This is a genomic window from Lysinibacillus sp. KCTC 33748 (genome assembly GCF_002237755.1).
In the GTDB taxonomy this organism is placed as follows: domain Bacteria; phylum Bacillota; class Bacilli; order Bacillales_A; family Planococcaceae; genus Lysinibacillus.
Genome location: NZ_MWSJ01000019.1, coordinates 48,198 through 68,450, shown reverse-complemented (window position 1 = coordinate 68,450; position 20,253 = coordinate 48,198). Strand labels below are relative to the sequence as shown.

Below are 20,253 nucleotides of genomic sequence, written 5' to 3'. Positions count from 1 at the left end.
AACCACCTTTACTAATTTTCCCAATAAATATATAAGTTCTCCTAAGAATAAATAAATCCTTCTTCAACTATTCTGCTTCGTTAGTTTAAGTAAATTTCTTCACATTCTTTTTTACAAACCTACAATAGGCGGTGCTCATTAAGGTGTATCTGGTTCAGTTTTTTCAACTAATTTTCGTGTGAAGTTTGTATGCCAAGTTTCTGTAATTTCTGGTTCTTCTAACTCAGCTGTAATCGCCTCATAGTAGAATTGGCCATGTGCATCAGCAACTGCACTAAATGCTAGTTCAAGCATCGCTAACTCTTCTTGGGACGTATCAATGTTGATGGTAAAACCACCCGCATTAGATGCTTTAGGGAATGCGATTAATTTTGTAAGGTCCTCAAATTCATCTACCACATCAGCTGTAAATACAAAGTCTTTACCTAATGAATTAGAGCCATAACTATAGATACCAGGCTTTAAATCCTCATTAGATAAACCGAAATAGTCACGTAATACTTGTACAGGTACATGGGCACTAACTGTTACATTTAGCTTTAATGTAACGGTTTTCTCCGCAATTGTTGCACGACCACATTTTTTCGATAATACGGTTGTCTCAGGTTCAGATGCAATCGTACCCACACAACCAAATTTTGTACCTGGTTCTTGTTGGTTTCCTTTCATAAATTGAATCGATGCGTTTTTGATATTCCACGCATCAAATTGCTCAATTACTTGTTTTGTCATTATAAGCCCTCCTCTATTAATTCTTCTAATGCGCCATGTAATTTCTCTAAAATTTTAGGCGTTGATTTCTGTAATGAACGATCACTAAAATGCTGTGCCCAGGGATTCGATGGTCCTCGACCTTCATCAGGGAAAACCAAGTAACCAAAACTACCTTTTTTATTGGCAGCTCCTCCCTTTGTTTTCACAACAAACCCCAAATTATGGTCCTCACTTGTTGACCAATTACTTTCTTTCGCGTGTCTCTTATTAGCAACATTTGAAACGGGTAAAAGATTGGACATTTCTTTTGTAGCAATCGCAATAGCATCCGTGTGTAGTACCTGGTTAATGGCTTTCTCAGCTCGACCGGGTAACGCCTTAATTTTTTCTTCCAAAGATGTTAAATCGTTAAATTCAACTAGTGACCTCATAATTCAACACACCCAGTCACAATTTTACGTTGATACAAAAATACAACTCTATCAACATAGTTATCCGTATCTTTTCTTTTTAATCTTTGTTTTTGAGTACGTTTCAAAGACATGCGAGGTAAGTTAGAAAGTTCTGTAATAATATCAATCGTACGTTCGTCAATGTCGTCACGGTTTTCTGAATAGTAATAGATAACTACATCTTGACTGATAGACTTATTATCATCATTTTTATTCATGTCACCTGTTTCATAAACAAAGAAATGATAGTTCTTTTTCTTAAACTGAGTTTCTTCATCCTCTGCTAGATCATCCTCAAAAACAGGAATATCAAAGGTGTTTAACGCTGTAAGTAAAGCGTCAATCTGTTCCTGCATCTTGATTTTCGATTTGCTCATGTGCTCCCACCTCCTGCAAATAAAAATAGAGATACATCTTTTCACGGTCACTATCTACCTTTATGACATCGTACTCTATGCCTTCTACAATGACTTTCAATTTACTTTTATCAAATTTGCGTAATTGAGGAGGACAGAGCGTGCGAATTTTCAAGCTTAAAACAGCACTTAATACTTTTGCCATTTCATAATCTTCATCACGACACGACATTTCTTGATAAGCAAGCCGACCCATTGGAACAAATTTTTCACCGATTCGTTTTCTCTTCGCGGACCGCCCAGTTTCCTTTGTGCCATATTGAATATAACCATCGTTTAAAACATCACGGATCTTCTTGTTCACCATCAACAGCCCTCTTCTCTAAGGCGACATGTAGTATTAGACGCTTGAGTTCATCTGCAAAATTCTTCTCAAATTCATCCGCTGCATTATTGTAAACATAACGACAACGCTCGAGGAGTAGCTCTGTTTCCCATTGATCCAATTCAAAAGAAAAAGCCTTACTCGTTAATTTTTCTAAGTAAGACTTTGCTCTATTAATGATACGTTCTAATTCAGCATCTTCATCATCCCAAGTAATTCGTAAACGACCTTTTAATTCTTTAAGTAATTCAGGCATGGTTATACACCGCTTTTTAATGCATTTTCAGCTTCAATAGCTTCCTCTTTACCTTTTACTTTAGTGCCGTTAGAAAGCTCATAATAGCCTTTTCCTGTGTGCTTTGGAAACTCTGACACTTGTTCTCTCGGTTCTTCCTGCTCGTTAACCGTAACTTCTGCTAGATAGATTTTTTTGTACTTAGGATGCACACCCGTTAAAAAGTACACACGTTCCTCAGCTGCCGTAAAGCCATCAGCTGGATATGTGTCACCAGCTTTATATATATGGCCATTGTGTTCAAGCGCTTTAAATAGATTTACTACTTTTGCTGTAATCATGTTCATTTCCCTCCCAATTTAATTAAGGTGTGTCTGGTGTATTTGTAGTGGCTGTGTTGTTGATAGCCATATTTGTAATATCAAATACGATGAACGAATCATTATCAAGTGGACGACCATTTGTTAATTGACGAGTTAAATATAAACGTTGATCTTCAATTAAGCGTAATACGTCAGTAGATTCTAATTTTGTTTCACCAGCTACCCCCATGAAATAATCTTTCGGTTTACCGGATATCATTGTATTCAATGGGACAGCTGGCGATTGAATGATTTCCAAACCAGGAATAGCAAAATTATTATGTGTCCAGGAACCGTCATCGCGTTGCTTTGCCCCATACGCAAATAATTTTGTCGCATAATCGAACGGGTTAATGATTAATGATACGCCCGTATAACTACGAGTACCGCCTTTTGTTGTTGGTGCCAAGATTTTTTCACCGATTTCTTGCGGTGTGAAAACATTCAAAGTTACTTTAGCCTTATCTGGATATGCGCCATCCACAATAGCACCTGCTAAATTTTTAATCATACCGATTGGTTGTTTTTTACCGGTCCCTTTAACAATGACATTTTCTAACTCTGTTGAAATAACTTCTGTTAAAAATGCACGTACATAACGATCTAACCATTCAGGTCCAAGTTCGAACATTGCTTTGCAGACAACTAAAAAGCCAGAAAGTTTATACATACCTTGCTCAATTGTTTCAAATCCGTGGTCAACCATTTCTTTGATTTCATCGCACACATCTCCCCAGAAGGCTGTTGTGGCCCCTTCTTTACGCACTACCCATTGCGTAGTTGCACCGACGCGCTGAAAATTAACGCGAGACAATAATGGATGGTCCATTGCTAAATCTTCGAATACGCGTTCATATACAGTTGGTGGTACAAATGTAGCTACACCGTCAAATGATTGCACATCAATTGCAGCGTTATAAAATTTCTTTTCCTCTGTCGTCAATGTACGTATGCCTCGTGATGCTAATACAGCATTGTCCCATTGTTGCTCGTTTGCACGATTGGCCTCGCGAATTGTCGTGTTCATTAAATCTTGGAAATGTAGCATATTACTTTCATAATTTTCAACAATTCGAGCTGCAACTTCGTTCGGATCAGCACTTTCAAATGCTGCTTTTAGAGCAGCCACTTGAGCTTCTTTATTTTCGATAACTTTTGGTTCATTATCTAAATTTTTAATACCTGTCATATAAATGACCTCCTATTTTTGAGTAAAATAAAAACGCCTACTCATCTGAGTTGCGTTGGAAATTTGTTAAAATATTTTGTTTTGGCGCTGGCTCTTGTTTAAATCGAGCAAGAACGCTATTTTTAAATGCTTCTGCATCTGTTTTGGTTTTGTCGTCATCGGCTAAGTCTTTCACAATTGAAGTTGAGGCGAAGCCAATTGCAAAAGCTTCATCAGCAGTAAACCATGTCTCATTATTGACCATCTGCTCGATTTCTTCACGCTCTACTATTGCCTTCGTCATATATATGTCTACCAAAGATTTATCGAGCTTAGATAATAACTCAGCTTCTTTTTCTAAATCTTTTTTAGTTCCCCAAATACCTGTAGATGCTTCGTGAATCATCAACATTGAGCCTGTATTCATTACAAGTTCATCCGCTGCCATCGCTATAATAGATGCTGCAGAACATGCCCAACCATCTACAATGATTTTTACTTTGGCATCGTGGTCCTTTAAGCGATTGTAAATAGTGATACCGTCAAAAGCATCGCCACCAGGACTGTTAATACGGACCGTAATGTTTTCAGTCGTTACATCTTTTAATAAGGCGTCAATGTCACTTGCTGATATAGAGTCGTACCACCAGCTTTCACCGATGTCGCCATAGATGACAATTTCAGTTGTGGATGCGTTAATATTTTTCGCTGAAAGTTGTTTTTTAATTTCCGGGATTTGTTCAGCATATTGTTGATTTTTAAATTGCTTAAAACGATTTTTCATTTTAAGTTTCACCTCCTTTTAGTGCAGTCTCTGCATCTTGATAATTCTTCGTAACATGTCGCTTATCTGCAATTTCATCATCAATTGTTTCGTGGCCAAGCTCACTTAAAATATCATTAATTGTATAAACCCCAATCGCAAACATTTTGTCAAAGGCTGTAGCCAATTGTACAATGTCTGTAATTTTGATTTTTGACGTATCTATTTTCAAATATGTTCGGTTCAAATATTCATCTTTTGAATAGGACTTGCGATTGAATTCATCTTCCATCATTTCAGCAGGTGGATTCAGTGCAAACATAATAAAGTTATCAGTCTGTTTATCGATGTCAGCCAAATCGCCTTTAAGTAGTCCGCGCGGCACATGAAATGCCATCGCTACATAATTAAAAATATCATCCACTAGGTTACTTATATCTCGACTATCTATTGTTAAACCTGTTTTTGAATCTGACATATCTTCAATTTCAAAACCCTCTTGTAGTTGGAAAGCCACACTTTTCTTGTCTGGATCAAACCAATTCTTCAATTGATTTTCAAACATGTCATCAATCGCCTCTTGCGCTTCGTCATCCTGCGGTCTTAAAAAATCACCTTTAATTAATACTCGCTTATTATTTTTTAGCTTGTAATAACTTTTAGCCGCCTCAATCATTTTCCCATGTGATTCGTATAATTCATTGATCACTGACAATATTTTTGTATCTGTAAGTTTTAAACGAATAACTTCGGATTCTGAATACTTTCTATCAAGTGTCAAATCACCTATTTGGATACCTGAATATACGTTTTCACAGAAGGCGTATTCTTTAACATTAAAGCTATCAGCTATATAAAAATTGTCATTTTCCATGATGATTAAGCTTTCACCTTCATAAATGAGTTTTCGAATAGCTTTATGGAAAAATGCAGTTGCATTTTGATTTTGATTAGGCTGCACATTTAAAGCATAATACATGTTTCCTCTGTTCAATTCCCCTTCTTTATAGGTTTTTATTTCACATCGCGACAAAGCGTTTGCGATAAGATTCACACATATTTCTACAGCTAATTTTTTGTAATAATACTCAGCTGATAACTCATAATAGCAATCTTTCAAACTCTCTAATTTACCTTTTTTAAAAAATCGTTTAATCCATTGCCACATTTCTAATTTCACCTCCTAGTAGCTATAAGTTTTAATAGCCCGTTTAACATTTTCTTTCGTAATAATTTTAGTGGCGAGTAGTTCATCAGCTCTCCACATACCTGTAACAAAACAGTCAAATCCGTCTGTCTTCCTTCGAATTGGCTCTTTCTTTGAATACTCTTTATTACCGTCCTTTTTGATGATGACTAGCACATTATTCGTATACCAGCGCATCAGTGGGTTATCTCCCAAAATAATTTGCTTATTTGCAAATGCCGTTTCTATTCGAGGTGCAAGTAATGCATCTGCTGCCTTCGGATTACGTATAACTTCTACTTCAAATCCAGCATCTTCTAATGCCGTTCGTACTAAATCAGCTCTAAAATTATCAATGATAATCTTTTTAATTTTATAGATTTTACGCGCTTCCACAAAATAATTCACGATATGTTTAATACCAATTGTCGGCTCGTCAACTACAGTAAGCAGCCCTTTTTCTTCCCATTCGCGAATGGGAGCTAATATTTTTTTGTTATCCTTTTCATTCCGCTTCTTTGAATAAGCATAAAAAATATCCGCAAACTCTTTACGGACAAATGAATGAGTTTTAAATGCGTAATTACCTTCTGGTCGGAATAATAATCCGCATGCTGCAAAATCTCTAATACTAGCGTAATCTAAACAACCTATACATTCATGCCCCTTTAATTCAGGCATTTCATTTTCAGTTGCCGCCATGATTTCATCCCAAGAAGCCACCGATTTTTGTAAATCCGTTATTGGACAATTCATGCGTTTGGTCATAAATTCTTCACGGTTTGACGGATCTTCTTCTAAGTCGTCATATTCTTCATAAATTGTGTCTAGAAGACCTTGTGCATATTCACTCAGCGGTTTAGACAACATCGGATTAGCCTTTTCCCAAAGCTCTGGATTATCTACTTCTTTTTCATCATCTAACTTACAGATAAACGGAAATAAAGCATTAGATCGGGCTTCCCCATTTAATACATTCATAGCTCTTTCTTTGAGCTTATCTAAAAAACCATCTCGAATATAACCATCTGTACCGATATAAAATTCTCGTGGATTCGCTTTTTTTCCAAGACCAGAAATGTGTACACGAACATCTTTATTTGTTTCAAAATAATGTATTTCATCAAATACGACTGCACCATCACGCAAACCGTCTTTTGTATTACCATTAGATGTCCTAAATCTAAAAACACTATCTGTTAATTTGGAAATTATTCTAGTAGCTGTTGCTTTGAAATACTTCTGTAGCGTACTATTCCGTTTGATTGTTTTTTCTGCTTCTTCCACAGATGTTTGTGCCTGTTCTTCAGAATTAGCCACGACCGAAATATTATATTCTCTAATACCATGTAAATCGCTAATCAAGAAATTGCAAATAACCGTGATTAATCCATTCTTACCGCCGCCACGACCAAGCATCCACAAATGTTTTCTGTAAAACACGCGGTCATTCTTTTTGAAAAATAAAAAAACGAAAGCAATTAAGAACTTCTGATAAGCATTCAGAGGAAAGTACCACTTCTCCCCAAAATTTATGCAGTCCTCAATCATTTCGTCATTGAAATACAAATCATCACGTGACAAAATATCACGCTCTAAATATTTAATTAAAAGTTCTCGCTCTTTATTAAGCTTGATTTTACCCTTTCGATAAAGGGAAATATATTCATCTACATATTTTTGTCGCAACATGTTAAGTCAAATCACTTCTACTATCACTACCACCATTAGTTGTAGTCTGTGACGGTAATGGTTTATCCAAACCTAAATCTTTACCAAGAGCGATTAACGAAGCATTAATTTTATTTTTCTCTGCGATGGCCGGATTAGGTTTGGTAAATTTTTACGAGCCATTTTCTGTTGTAATCATCACACCAAATTCTTCTATCGCTGCATCTAACATATAATATATCTCTATAAGATTAATATAACGTTCTACCTTCTCAACTTCGATATTTCTATTTTTATCGATGAGCGCCATCAACTCTTTTTTTATCGCATTTAATTTTCTTTTATTCACCATACCCCCCCTTACGCGAGAAAAATCCAAAAAAAATTTGCGAGTACAGAACCCTACCCGTTGAACGAATCCCTTAAAAAAGCCGAAATTTTTTGACCGGGGGGTATTTATTTTACGTATTTCAAATGCTGATCAGCGAAGTCAACGATGTACCAAATTTCTTCGGCAGAAATCGATAACAAATTACATGTGAAATCAAATTTGTTATTGATTTTCAATTGTTCTCGCACCTTATCAATCGTCATGTGTTTGCACTTACGAGTATTGACACAATCTCTTATCTGTTTGTATCGATAGTAAGCGTAACGAGTAAAAGCATTCAGCATGTCTCGCTCATACCAATCACGATACTCATTTGTAATTGCAGCATTGATAACATCTGTATCATATGTCCATGTGCCATCAGTAACTTGCATCCCTACCACCTCTCGTCATTTGCATATTTATTTTTACGCGTTATTTCCAAACGATCATGTACTTCGTTATGGCATTTAATGCATAAGCATTGTAAGTTGTTTAGAGTCAATGACAGATATGGATGAGTCTTTACTTCTTTTATATGATGAACATTCTCAGCTTTGTGATAGCGACCAACTGCTTTACATAATTGACATTCAAAGTTGTCACGCTTCAAAGCTTCTTGTCGTAACTGCATCCACTCGTTTGATTTATAGAACTTCATAAGCTTACCATCAAGGATATGCTTTATCAGCTCTTGTTTACGTGCTTCTTTAATCATTATTCAGCCCTCCACAATTTATAATGATTTGCTCATTAGCTTTTATAGTCTGTTTAGCTTTCGACTTTATATCTTCAAGACTGCACACCTTATTCATAACCCCACGATTAACGCCTACGATTATTTGATGGTCGATAGGATATACAGTCTTCAAGGCATAATAAAAAGCCATACCTGAATAGGAATGACTTATATGTATATTATTTAAATAATGCGATTGCAGAAATTAAGGTTGCAATTAAAGTAATTACTATAGAAAGTCTATCCTTACTATCAGTAACATTATTTTTTAAAATACTTTTAATAGCTTTAATTAATTTGGTAAATTCATATAAAATCGATAGCCAAAATATAGTGAACAAACATACATAATAATAGGTATATATTTCTTTAAATTCTCCTCCTTTATTATTAAAGGCATGAAAATTCCATATAAAGGTGAGAATAATTAAATAATTTATCATGACACGTAACTTTTTTAGTTCACTATGAGTGATAGTTTCAGGATTACTGAAGATATAAAGGCCTTGTATTAGTACTACTAAAGCAATTATAAATATCGTCATTTCACCTGCACTAAGGTAATTAAAAATATCAGAGAATAATCTATTATTTTCAATACATAATTTTGTTAATATTAAGGAAAAGACAATAGATAGTCCTAGCAGTATATAAAATTCAGCCAATTTCTGAATACGTATGTTTTTAAATTTCATAACTCTTCTTTTCATTATAAATCTCCAATGCTTACTGCAATTATTAAAAATAGAAGCCACACCTTGTAGATGTGACATATGTATAACTAATTATTATTACTGTTTTCGAAATTATTATATTGTTCTTGTAGTTCTTCCTCGAAAGATTTAATATGTTCCAATATTTTTGTATAAACCAAGTCAAACCTATCATCTACTTCTTTAATCAAGTACTTTATATCTCTATACATGTCTATATAATTTGTATATCTATAATTTGTACCCGAAAAATGCATTAGAACGCCATTAATATTTAGTGTTAAATCCTTAAAATATTCGGTGTGACATTCTTCTATGTTTGTGATTAGATCTTTAAAATAGCTCTTATAAATATAACACTCACCATACTTATTTATAAATCTATCTCTATGTAATTCTAGTTGCCCTATCAATCCTTTATTTAAAAAATCATCATAGTTTACTTCCTCTTTATTTCTTACACAGTTTTTCATGTAATTATTTTGATCTAATAAATAGCCTGCCCATGAACCTTGTAACTCAAAATATATTGATCTAGTTTGATATAAGATTTCAAGAACCTCTTCTGCTTTCTTCATTTTTATTTCTAACAAAATTCTTTTTCTATCTTTTTCATCTTGTAACTCTAATTGTTTTGTTAATTGCATCCGAGCTATCAAGTATGCTGATAAAGCACCTATTGCACCTCCACCAAGACTAAACAATCCACCTATAATAACGCTTTTATTATCTGCTTCAAGTTTTTCAACACCAATTTGGTATGCAAGTATTGTTAAAATTATAACTGCGAAGAATGTTGCTCCAGCTAATGCACTTAAAAAAATCAATAAATTTTTCTCGCCTTTTTCCACTTTCAAACCCCCATAATTTACTAAATTAATAGTATCATGGGAACGTAATAAAGACTACTCTCTTACGAATGTAGCCTCTCATGCTTGTTTGCGAAATAAGCTACCCCCTCAAGGCATAATAAAAAGCCGATAACATTACGTTACCAGCTTTGGATGTTAGGTGTTACACTAATCCATTTGCACAAGCATCATCCTACCACTTCCTAAATTGGCGTGGAAATATCCCAATTAGGAATCTGCTTTGCTTGCTTCTCTTGTAATAGAGTTTGCCATAAATCACTATTCACTATTGCAAGAATAGCATCCATCTCTAAGAAAGTTATTTGTTCAATCTTCTTGTTTACTCGTTCATAAACATCTTCAACGCTTGTGAAATCATCCCATGGTTTCATTTTATCAAAATGAATATTTCCTATAGTTTGATACATATAATCTTCAAAATCATATGGGTCTTTAAATACTTTACGCATCATTTCGTTTACCACTCGGTAAGTTTCCTCTGTTGTTAATGGTCGGTTGTTTGGTGTGTTAGTCATTTATCCTTCTCCTTTGAGTGTTTTTGTAATTACTTGTTCTAATACCTATTAGAACCCTGCTTAATCAAATATAGAAGAAGCAACAATAATTTAGTCACTATTCCCTTCCTCCTTCCTTTAGGCATAATAAAAAGCCACATCTTAGGATGTGACTTAATCTCTTTGTAAGGATATATATTTACTCCTGTAGATTTCATTTAGAAATAATTTTCATCGATTTGGTTTTGGTATATCTTTTAATTCATTAAATCTAAATCTTCTTTTAAGATAAGATATAGCTTTACTTAAATTTTTGGATCCATTCTTTACAAATAATTTAACTCCATCGTCATAAGCACCTTCGTTTATTTCGTTTACACACATTTCAAGAGCCACTAACCCATTTTCTAAGTCTAGAAGGACATTTATATCCATTTCTTGACTAAAATCATGACTTGTAAGGTTTCGGTTCATTTTGAGTAGTTTTTCTTGCTCAGTTAATTTCGAATAAATAACACTTAATATTTCTTTCTCACTAGGCTCTTCGGCATTTGAAGTATCTTCTGATATTGTCTCTTCAACTATCTCATTTATCGATTTCTCCAAATCCCCCCACCACATATCAAATGCCTTGACTAGTCTACTTTCATCTAGACTCCCTTGTTCATTAGCATTATTTATACTTTTTAATAAACCAAATACATTTTCTCTATCCAAGTTTGTGGCAGATTGAAATTGTTTCAACGGTCCTTCATTTAACATCATAACGTTTGCATTATACAAAATTGGTACAACTTTAGAATCTAACGTTTTAGATAAAGCACCTGCTTCGAAATTGATCCATGGAGCATTAATATTTGAAGGTGTGACAAAAATTAATCCATATGAAGATTCTTGGAGATTTCCTGTAATATTGTTATTCCATCTCTCTCCAAAAGAAATATCTTTGGCTGACATATACGGTTCTACAAATTGTAGCACGTTTGGTAACCATTCTTTAAAAATTGCAGCCAACTGCTTACTTTCTTTACCTGACCAACTTAAAAATACTTGCATATGTATCTACTCCTTTTATCCTAAAATTAACTATTTTTACAATGAATATTGTAAATGATTCGGAGGATAAACAAAAGTAATTAGCAAGAATAAAAAGCCACACCTTGTTAGATGTGACTCTGTGTAATTAATTACTTATTTTCTCTTACAAACCTAAGTTTATTTAAATAATCGTAATTTTTTTTAATATTATTCACTGTAACAAAATAATAAACTATCATTAAAATTACATATGTAATAATCAATACAAATGTTGGCACAGTAGAATTTGTCACAGTATATGTAGATTTTGGCCCAATGTTCACGAAATTCGTCACTAATACAAGTAATAAAGCAAATACAATACTTAAAGTTGATAAAAATAAACCCTTATTAGATGTTGCTCTTTGAATTTCATATTCTGTTGTACTAATCATTATATCTAATTCATTAGCATTTAATATTTCTAAGGACTTTACATCCTTATATTGTTCCATAATTTCACTAATATTAAACAAATTTTTACCATACTTACGACTGATACTTGGCATTTCATACACCTCCTATGTACTATTATCATAAGATAAATGGAATGAATTGTCATTACATGAAATATAAAGATAATAAACTATTGAATAGTTTATCATTTAAATAAATCATCAAATTTTTCCATCAATCGTATTACTTTTTCTTCTTTTTTATTAACAATCATTTCAATTTCATTTTTCAACATTTCGTTTAATTTAGTAAATTTACCAACCTGTGTATCTTCATCGAATTTAGCGTATTCCAACACATTTAAAGAAGCTAATAATCTAACTTGGCCTTGCAAAACTCCACATCCAAGCAAAATAAGACTTTTTTCATATCCGATACTCTCTAACATCTTTTTTGTTTTTTCGTGGGAATATATTTTATCATTTACATATAAATAATAAACGTATAATATTGTTACACCTTCTGTACTTATATCTTCTTTAACAATATTATTATATATATACTTTTTCCAATCTTCATCTGAAAGTATATTGAAATTTTTATCAAATGAAGTTGCTTTCCCTAAATTTACAAGGTCTCTTAATGGATTTGTGATATTTTCATTAATGTCATCTTGAATTCCTTGTTTCACTTCTCGGAGAATTTTATTCAGTCGATCTTCTAAATCATCTACAACTATTCTAATATTGTTACCTTCAAGTTCTTTTGTTGCTGCCTCAACTCTATCTGCAGAATCTTCAAGCTTCTTAGTTGAAGCTACTGTAGTAGAACTTTGATCAAATGTATATAAAATGGCAATAACAGCTAAAATAATCGAAACAATCGTTCCAGCAAAAGCCCAATTATCTAATAAAAAACGATCGTACTGTCCAATATCTGACGACAGTAAGTAAATCATTATTACAAAGAGAAGCCAATAAAATAAATCTTTCTTTTCAATCCATTTAAACAATTTAATCCCACTTTCCTAATGTTAGTCAATAATCCTTTTTTAAGGATAAATTAAAGTATTAGGAAAGTCACTAAAAAATTATAAAGAGACTACCAATTTAGTAGCCTCTCATGCTTGTTTGCGAAATAATCTACCCCCTCAAGGCATAATAAAAAGCCACAACTCATTGTGAGTGTGACTTTTCTTCGTGAGTTATTTTAAAGCGTAATCAGGAACAACAAATACGCGTGTTCCGCATTTATCGCAAACATATTTCGGCTCGCGATCCTCTTTGTATATTCGTTGATATATTAAATCATACGATGGAGTATTACTATCGTACGAATCAGATAACCTAGACCACTCTGATTGGTAACTTAATTTATTTCCGCAATCACAGTAGTTAGAATTTGTACCCTTATCTTCCGACATTGATATAACCTTTTCCTTACTCAAACTATTCACCTCCCATCTACCTATATCATAGGATAAATGGGATAGATTGTAATTATAAGAAATATGAAGAAAAACAAAAATCACATCTATTTACTGTTTCGATCTTAATCAGTTTTAAAGTTTGTCATTATTACTCACTTGGTAACATCTCGGATATTTCGCTGATAAGATGTTCCAATAGTTCATTAAACTTAGAATTCAACTCATGAATCTCTTTATCTAGTTCAGCCTTTTCCTCAAACCAGTTATTAAAGAATTCTTCGGTAGAGTATTCTATTTTCAAATGATCATGTGGTATAAGTTCTATAATAATTGTATAAGATTCAATTAAATCATCTTCGATTTCATTTAATAAACTTAGAAAATCTTCACTGTAAAAAGATTTATAAGAGAAAAATATTTTAAATGCAAATACAAAATCTGTTAATTTCTCTATAAATTTCATACCTTTATTTAAATTATCTCGTGACAATTCTATTTCTTTAATTTCAGGATCCTCAGCAATTATTCTTTCCAAGAATAATCCCAAATCTACACTATGACTTGTATATTCCTTCCAAAATAAATCTAAATCATTGATTTTGTTATTTAGAATTTGTACTACCTCTAATTTTTTATTTACCCTAATTTCCCAAGCTAATTTATTTTTTTCTTTCTCGTATTGCCTTTCTAATAAGACATTCATTTGCCATCTCGCAATAAAATAAGCACCGAATGCCCCTATTGCGCCCCCCAGCATACTTAATACTCCACCTATTATAGCAGCTTTATTAGTACTATCTCCTCCTATTACTTGAAAAGTGATTGCAAAAATTCCAAATAAAAATACTCCTACAAAGAAACAGAGTATAACTTCCAAGACTTTCTTCATTATAATTCCCCCAAAATTCTCTAGGATTATATTACCACGGAGAAATAATACTGGCTACAATCATTATAAAAAGCCACACCTTGTTAGATGTTGCTTTTGTAGTGTTGACGTTTCCGCAAACGTCTATTTAGTTGGTATTGCCTGTTTCTTCATCTGTAAATATATCACGCTTTGACAAGTGTTGGTGTTACCTCTTTGTTACCTTGTGACACTACCTTACGAATATAGCCGTAAGAATATCCTAACTTATCAGCAATCTCTTGATATGTCATACCATCAATAAAACGTAATTTAGCAATTTTATATTCTAAGCCTTCTAGCTTCTCCACGTTTTCACGAATCTCTTTTTCAATAGCTTGATAATGTTCTAACTTTTCTTCAAGTGAAACTATACGTCCATTCAAACGATCGGTACGCTGCGATGCAACATCAAGACCATACTTATCTGCACCTATTGAGGAAAATGGTAAATGCTCATTCTTGCCAATCCAATATTCTTTATCAACCTCCAGCATTTCAATTTCTGCTTTTACAATATCTATAATGCGTAATAAATCCGCATAGTTCTTCATGATCTTCATTTATACTCGCCCCTTAACCATTTTCTTGTTTTGTTTAAATAGCTTCAACGCTAGTTCGTGTAATTCATCTGTTGGCTTGTCCCTTAAAATATCCGATACATCCGTTCCAATTACTTTCCGTTTACCAATACGAAAACCTAATTCATTCAACATTTTAGCAACTCTTGCTACATGTTCATGCAAGACATAAAGCTTAATAGCATGTTGCTCAAACGTTTCTGGAACATACCCTTCAACCATTTCGATATAGTCCTCTAACCTCTTTATTTGCTCTCTTGCTTCATCTATGGTCATTCTTACTTTTGCCCCCTCTACCGCACTTCAATAAATAGACTGGTGCACTCGCCCTTTATCACAAACCCTGTATTATCAATGCTTTAACCTACTTATCAATATGAGTGCACGGCACTCTTTTTTATGTTGTACTGTATAAATAAAAAAGAAATTGTTTAATCACTTCACCCAATCAGGTTTAAAATTGTCCATTGCTTTATCCAATACATCTTGATTGATTCCTACATATCTCAATGTTGTTTCAGGTGAAGAGTGATTGAATAAAGCTTGTAATGCCACTATGTCTTTTGACTTTAAATAGAAATGATAACCAAATGTTTTACGTAATGTATGAGTCCCCATTTCTCTAATTCCACATTCCTCTGCTGCTTTTCGTAAGATTCTATAGGCTGTTGATCTGTCAATTGGTCGATTGTCCCCTTGTCGACTTCTAAAAAGATACTCACCTTCGCTCAAACTTTGAATATATCGTTGAACATCTTTCCTTATATATGGAGGTAACGTAAATCGCTTAGGTTTATTTGTCTTTTTTTCTACGATGTCTATATGAGCGTAACATCCTCTTTGCGGAGCTGTAACATGTCTGATATTCGAAGCCCAGCGCTTATCCCAATGTAGAACAGCATATAGTCTCTTTCATTCATGCTTTTTAAATATTGAAGCATTGCATTTACCTTTTCTGGATCACGTATTGGTTGAACAACTTTCATTAACAATCCCCTTTCTGTCTAAATGCTCCCTTTACTCATTTATAACTTTAGGTTGGCGTCTTTTTGACGCTTGCGCATTAGCTTCTTTGCTTAACCCCTTTTGTACTAACTCTGTATCGTACTCATGTCCTCTACCCCATTAATAAAATAAAAAGAGGCACCAACAAAACAGGTCATTACCTGTCTGTTAGTGCCTCCGGTATTTTCCGTAAAGGCTGCTATTAAACTCATAATATAGTTTATCAATTCTAGTAATATCCAACACTATGTTTAAAACACAAATTACTCATTATGCTTAATTATCTCATCTACCATATCCATCAACTTTTAATTTCCTTCAAACTTTTAGAAAATTACTTATTTTATCTTTTATAACAACTAATTAAAGATTTTCAAACGATGCAGCAATTTCGGGACTTTGTTCTCTAATGCTATCTCCATATTCTCTGAGTTTCTTAATTAAATTTTCACCTTTTAAATCATTATCTCTTTTCTTATTTATGATTTGAATACAATAATCTATCCATTCATTGTTACTTTGAATTAAATCCATAAAACTATTAATATAAACTTCACTCGACTTTATGAACTCGGCCGTAATTAAGTCTTCTAGAGATTCTTTAAACATTCCCATTTCCTTACGAACATTCGATCGATTAAAAAAAAGAGATGCATTACCGATATCTTTAGAATCGGAAACTTCAATAGCTTTGGAATAATTGAGGTGAGCCTTTTGATGAAATGTCGTTCTTAACTTTTCTGTTGTATCATTGTCACCCAGAAATTTATAAACGAGTGCACAGTCGTTATAATCATGTAAATTTAACTCATTCTCATTTGCTTTAACTAGATATTCATCAAAAATAATTTTAGCTTCTTCATAATTATGGATTCGCTGTTCCTTATTTTTTGTTTCTCTAGCATAATCGAAATGCAATTTAGCCCAGTATCTATAATTTTTAACTAAAATAATGATTCCATCAGCAACTGACATTCCCTTTTCGTAATACTTAATGGCCTTTTCGTAATTATCCATACCACGATAAACCTCTGCTACTTTAAAAAATATTTGATAATCAGTATTATCATCATTATTTATTATTTCTTCTATTTCATTGAGTTCAATTTCTATTTTTTCTTTGTCTTTATTTTCATTTATTAAATCAACCACCTGTTGCAATAAAGCAAATATTTTTTCTTCGTCATCTGACTCAGGTATTAGATTTACCATGCCATCTTCTGAAATGATAACAATTATGCATTTTTTATTTAATCCTTTAATTTTTTCTAAATAACGATATGCAGAATTATATCTCGCTCCTCTACTAGCGTCACCTATATTTTCTTTGGCAATTCCATCTAAGATTACACCTATTGCGTGACATTTACCGTTCGTATCAAAATATATCGCTCCATCTATAGATGTAAGATATTCAATGTATTCTGGTATAATTTGTTTTTGTTTAGATTCTATCGGAATTGACTGCTTTTTCAGTGTTTTCAGTTCAGAAACAGCAGTTTCATAGTCAGTAATTACTACCATTGTTCCATGTTTTTGTTCTTTAGCGTTCAATACTACTTGTTCAAGATATTCAATTACATCTCCATCCATATGGAATTTTCCATCTTTTAGAAGTCTTTTGAATTTTTCACTAGTAAAACCATCTCCTCCGATTAAAGGGCTTTTAAAAGATACTTTTAAAAGATTTTTATCAATAATTTCTAAATCCCTATTTATTTGACATGTTTTCCTTCCGTTTTTAACCGCTATATCCCCATTGCTTGATCCATTTTCTTTAGTTGTTATTAGGTTAATATTATATTTAGATACCCCTTTGAAATCTACCCTTAGCAAAATATAATCATCTATTTGACTCCAATTTATTTTTCCTAAACCATAAATCGTTTCATGATCAGAAATTAAATAAAGATCTTTTTCATTATTGGTCAATTCAAGTAATTTTCTTATTAATTTTGCATCATTTAGTGCAATTAAATTGTCTTGAAACTTAATAGTATAAACAATTGGATTATTATCGCTGGATAGCACTTCTCTATTAAGAAATAAGATGGATCCAAACGGGTTACTACCTTCGTATGTAAGATTTGAAATATCATCAATTTTTTCTAACATATCATAAAAATAATATTGATTATTCAATTCAACATCAAATACAGGTATTATTTCTTTAATCTCACTTTTTTTTAGTAATATTTCTTGTATTTTTCCAAAATATAGTCTCGTTATTCTTCTATTAAAGTGAACACTGTCTTCGTTATATTTTTTGTTTGTATTATTTCCACTCATATTTAACATATCATTTTGATTCTCAATAAAGTAATCAATAAAATAATAATCTAAAACCATTCTTAAGAAGCTCAAGTCAGGATATTTGTAGAATAAATCAATAGTTTCTATATCTACACTTCTGATTTCAATTATATAAATTACATCCCCAAATTCTTTTTCATAGCTATTCATATACAAAATTCTTGAATTATCTTCTTGCATAAAGGTTGACGTCTTATTAACTACTTCAACAGTACTTAACTTTTCATTTTCTTGAGATTCATTTAATATTTGTTGTGAATTATTTATCGAGCTCAGAAATTTTTGACGATTTAAATAATCTTTGAATTCTGTCTTCAATTCTTTTTCTTTAAAAGATGCATCTAAGCGCAATTCCTTAAATATATAATTTAATTCTTTAAGATTGTCCTGACTAATCTCTGGCTCTCCAATATTATTAAATGATGTAATATTTTTTTTCAATCTATATATTTCTTTGCAACTGTTTTTTTTATCCAATACAATAGAGTAAAGCCTTAGATTAAATTTTTTATCAAGCATTTTTATTATTTCATTAAGTTGACTGTAAACAAGTTTATTTAATGTTTGTATATTTTGATTCAATGATGACATTTTCGATTCACTCACTTCTCCTGGAGGTTTATATGCGACTTTTATTATAGAAATCAAAAGGAGTACTTATTAACAGCAGAATCCTAAGCAATACATACACACTTCTCTATCTACTAAGAACTAAATGCTTCCTTCGGAAGATTATTATACCAAACATTGAACAAACTATCCTTAAAATACAAAAACAGTAAGCTAAATTTGTAATCAATCACTTCATTTCTATTTAATTTTCCTTCATTTCAGAATTCTAGAAAAGACAGCAACTCATATTTATGATTTTAAAGTATCTTGTATATGAGGCAATTACACCTTGACTAAAGTAGACGTGATAATTAAACCAACCTAAACAAAGAATCATATTTTAAACTTATTCATAATATTTCTAAAAAGGAGTAACTCCATTTTTTATTTTTTCAAAATGGAGTTACTATCAAATAAACAAACATATAGTTTTCTATAATTTTTTATTATTTGCTACTAATTTCAAGTCAAAGTCACCTGTTTTTTTCTCTATTTTTTTAATGCCCCAACACGTCTGCGCTTACTTTCGCTCACTTCAAACACCTTTCCATGTTGCCACTGAATAGAATCTTGTCCATACTCTTTAGGCTCCAGAACCTCTACAACTGCCCCTTGTTGTACAATGTATACTCCATCACCTAACACGCCTAAATTACCCATATTGCCCATATAAGCCACTCCCTGTATAATTGCTTTAGTTGTATTAAGCAAGAGAGCTTAATTGTAGGGATACGGTTGCCACCGTACCCTACGCTATCCATTCCAATTCATGTACATCACATAAAATGACTTCATCAGCAAATTCCACTGCCACTGTATTTTTCTTAACCTCAAGCACTGTCCCAAGTTCCCCAATCAACTGCTCAAAGTAATATTTTCGATAATTATGGATTTCCCAATTGATTGACTCATCCACTAGCAAAAGCTTTACCCTGTCATGAATCTGAAAATCATGTTTTTGATCTGCTGGACAATCGAAGATACTTAACTGCTGCATGCTAAATCATTTTTAGACACTGGACCACGTTTACCAGTCAGCCCCTGCCATACCTTCCACTCATTTAGCTCTCGGGTTGTAATGCCGTAATACTCTGCTATTTGATAGTTTTTCAAACCCATCTCCTGCAAATCCAAGTACCGATCTATTGTTAAAACCATGCCATGTGCAGTCATCGATTCTGCTAAAATATCATTTTTAGTTTTTTTACTAGACTCTTTAACATCATGAAGGTTTAACAGATTTTTACCGATTTGTTTGAATTTTATGAAGATGTCGCAAGACTTACAGCTTTTAGCATTACGATCATATCGATTTGGACAGGTAACACAGTGCTGATTGTGTAATGCATTCTGCTGATTTAAAAGCTCAATTCTTTGATTCATTTCATTCCCTCCTTTGATTGTCTCTCCATCACACAACACCAGTGACCGCTGTAGTGATGTCTTGTGAATT

Annotated in this window: 26 protein-coding genes and 1 pseudogene; all 27 read right to left on the bottom strand. The window is 32.7% G+C overall.

Annotated elements, in window-relative coordinates; all coding sequences use genetic code 11:
• Positions 1–138 precede the first annotated feature (138 nt).
• The 27 genes and pseudogenes from B1B04_RS18965 to B1B04_RS18830 all read right to left on the bottom strand — a co-directional run bounded on the left by B1B04_RS18965 (position 139) and on the right by B1B04_RS18830 (position 20,183).
• Entirely contained in the window at positions 139–732 is a 594-nt protein-coding gene (locus B1B04_RS18965; RefSeq protein ID WP_079562956.1) for a phage tail protein, read from the bottom strand.
• Entirely contained in the window at positions 732–1,145 is a 414-nt protein-coding gene (locus tag B1B04_RS18960; RefSeq protein WP_079562955.1) for a hypothetical protein, read from the bottom strand. Before B1B04_RS18960 ends, B1B04_RS18965 begins: the two co-directional genes overlap by 1 nt.
• Entirely contained in the window at positions 1,142–1,543 is a 402-nt protein-coding gene (locus tag B1B04_RS18955) for a hypothetical protein (protein ID WP_079562954.1), read from the bottom strand. The genes B1B04_RS18960 and B1B04_RS18955 overlap by 4 nt, the downstream gene beginning before the upstream one ends.
• On the bottom strand, positions 1,506–1,889 hold the full coding sequence (locus B1B04_RS18950; RefSeq protein ID WP_079562953.1) for a phage head-tail adapter protein: 384 nt from the start codon (positions 1,887–1,889) through the stop codon (positions 1,506–1,508). Before B1B04_RS18950 ends, B1B04_RS18955 begins: the two co-directional genes overlap by 38 nt.
• Complete coding sequence (locus tag B1B04_RS18945; protein ID WP_053596116.1) at positions 1,867–2,163, bottom strand: phage head-tail connector protein; 297 nt, start codon at positions 2,161–2,163, stop codon at positions 1,867–1,869. Before B1B04_RS18945 ends, B1B04_RS18950 begins: the two co-directional genes overlap by 23 nt.
• Before the next feature lie 2 nt (positions 2,164–2,165).
• Entirely contained in the window at positions 2,166–2,483 is a 318-nt protein-coding gene (locus B1B04_RS18940; RefSeq protein ID WP_079562952.1) for a hypothetical protein, read from the bottom strand.
• Positions 2,484–2,505: 22 nt separating this feature from the next.
• The gene (locus B1B04_RS18935) at positions 2,506–3,693 is read right to left on the bottom strand and encodes a phage major capsid protein (RefSeq protein WP_079562951.1); all 1,188 of its coding nucleotides are present in this window, start codon (positions 3,691–3,693) and stop codon (positions 2,506–2,508) included.
• A gap of 37 nt (positions 3,694–3,730) precedes the next feature.
• The gene (locus B1B04_RS18930) at positions 3,731–4,456 is read right to left on the bottom strand and encodes a head maturation protease, ClpP-related (protein WP_079562950.1); all 726 of its coding nucleotides are present in this window, start codon (positions 4,454–4,456) and stop codon (positions 3,731–3,733) included.
• A gap of 1 nt (position 4,457) precedes the next feature.
• Positions 4,458–5,603, bottom strand: coding sequence for a phage portal protein (locus tag B1B04_RS18925; protein WP_079562949.1), 1,146 nt, complete (start codon positions 5,601–5,603; stop codon positions 4,458–4,460).
• A gap of 15 nt (positions 5,604–5,618) precedes the next feature.
• Positions 5,619–7,313 (bottom strand): terminase TerL endonuclease subunit, encoded by a 1,695-nt coding sequence (locus B1B04_RS18920; RefSeq protein WP_079562948.1) that lies wholly within the window; start codon positions 7,311–7,313, stop codon positions 5,619–5,621.
• A 151-nt stretch (positions 7,314–7,464) separates the two neighbouring features.
• Positions 7,465–7,644 carry a hypothetical protein gene (locus tag B1B04_RS26580; RefSeq protein WP_346427002.1) on the bottom strand — a complete coding sequence of 60 codons (180 nt, stop codon included), beginning with the start codon at positions 7,642–7,644 and terminating at the stop codon, positions 7,465–7,467.
• A 104-nt stretch (positions 7,645–7,748) separates the two neighbouring features.
• Positions 7,749–8,057: a hypothetical protein gene (locus B1B04_RS18910; RefSeq protein WP_079562947.1), complete on the bottom strand. Its 309-nt coding sequence runs from the start codon at positions 8,055–8,057 to the stop codon at positions 7,749–7,751.
• 2 nt (positions 8,058–8,059) lie between these two features.
• Entirely contained in the window at positions 8,060–8,323 is a 264-nt protein-coding gene (locus B1B04_RS18905; protein ID WP_079562978.1) for an HNH endonuclease, read from the bottom strand.
• A gap of 257 nt (positions 8,324–8,580) precedes the next feature.
• Positions 8,581–9,111: a hypothetical protein gene (locus B1B04_RS18900; RefSeq protein ID WP_079562946.1), complete on the bottom strand. Its 531-nt coding sequence runs from the start codon at positions 9,109–9,111 to the stop codon at positions 8,581–8,583.
• A 71-nt stretch (positions 9,112–9,182) separates the two neighbouring features.
• Complete coding sequence (locus tag B1B04_RS18895) at positions 9,183–9,965, bottom strand: hypothetical protein (protein WP_079562945.1); 783 nt, start codon at positions 9,963–9,965, stop codon at positions 9,183–9,185.
• A gap of 203 nt (positions 9,966–10,168) precedes the next feature.
• Positions 10,169–10,501: a hypothetical protein gene (locus tag B1B04_RS18890; RefSeq protein ID WP_079562944.1), complete on the bottom strand. Its 333-nt coding sequence runs from the start codon at positions 10,499–10,501 to the stop codon at positions 10,169–10,171.
• A gap of 210 nt (positions 10,502–10,711) precedes the next feature.
• Positions 10,712–11,536, bottom strand: a complete 825-nt coding sequence (locus B1B04_RS18885; RefSeq protein ID WP_079562943.1) for a TIR domain-containing protein — start codon at positions 11,534–11,536, stop codon at positions 10,712–10,714.
• Positions 11,537–11,667: 131 nt separating this feature from the next.
• Positions 11,668–12,066, bottom strand: a complete 399-nt coding sequence (locus tag B1B04_RS18880) for a hypothetical protein (RefSeq protein ID WP_079562942.1) — start codon at positions 12,064–12,066, stop codon at positions 11,668–11,670.
• A gap of 92 nt (positions 12,067–12,158) precedes the next feature.
• Positions 12,159–12,965: a hypothetical protein gene (locus B1B04_RS18875; protein ID WP_079562941.1), complete on the bottom strand. Its 807-nt coding sequence runs from the start codon at positions 12,963–12,965 to the stop codon at positions 12,159–12,161.
• Between the two features lie 565 nt (positions 12,966–13,530).
• Entirely contained in the window at positions 13,531–14,271 is a 741-nt protein-coding gene (locus B1B04_RS18865) for a VIT1/CCC1 transporter family protein (RefSeq protein ID WP_079562939.1), read from the bottom strand.
• 164 nt (positions 14,272–14,435) lie between these two features.
• Positions 14,436–14,852 (bottom strand): sigma factor-like helix-turn-helix DNA-binding protein, encoded by a 417-nt coding sequence (locus tag B1B04_RS18860; RefSeq protein WP_079562938.1) that lies wholly within the window; start codon positions 14,850–14,852, stop codon positions 14,436–14,438.
• Positions 14,853–15,146: a hypothetical protein gene (locus B1B04_RS18855; protein WP_079562937.1), complete on the bottom strand. Its 294-nt coding sequence runs from the start codon at positions 15,144–15,146 to the stop codon at positions 14,853–14,855.
• A gap of 159 nt (positions 15,147–15,305) precedes the next feature.
• Positions 15,306–15,856 (bottom strand): annotated as a pseudogene (locus B1B04_RS18850) (site-specific integrase).
• A 382-nt stretch (positions 15,857–16,238) separates the two neighbouring features.
• Positions 16,239–18,794 carry a tetratricopeptide repeat protein gene (locus B1B04_RS18845; protein WP_139376987.1) on the bottom strand — a complete coding sequence of 852 codons (2,556 nt, stop codon included), beginning with the start codon at positions 18,792–18,794 and terminating at the stop codon, positions 16,239–16,241.
• 495 nt (positions 18,795–19,289) lie between these two features.
• Positions 19,290–19,469, bottom strand: a complete 180-nt coding sequence (locus B1B04_RS18840; protein ID WP_079562935.1) for a hypothetical protein — start codon at positions 19,467–19,469, stop codon at positions 19,290–19,292.
• 79 nt (positions 19,470–19,548) lie between these two features.
• Positions 19,549–19,797, bottom strand: coding sequence for a hypothetical protein (locus B1B04_RS18835; RefSeq protein ID WP_079562934.1), 249 nt, complete (start codon positions 19,795–19,797; stop codon positions 19,549–19,551).
• Positions 19,785–20,183, bottom strand: a complete 399-nt coding sequence (locus tag B1B04_RS18830) for a hypothetical protein (protein WP_079562933.1) — start codon at positions 20,181–20,183, stop codon at positions 19,785–19,787. The genes B1B04_RS18835 and B1B04_RS18830 overlap by 13 nt, the downstream gene beginning before the upstream one ends.
• Positions 20,184–20,253 lie beyond the last annotated feature (70 nt).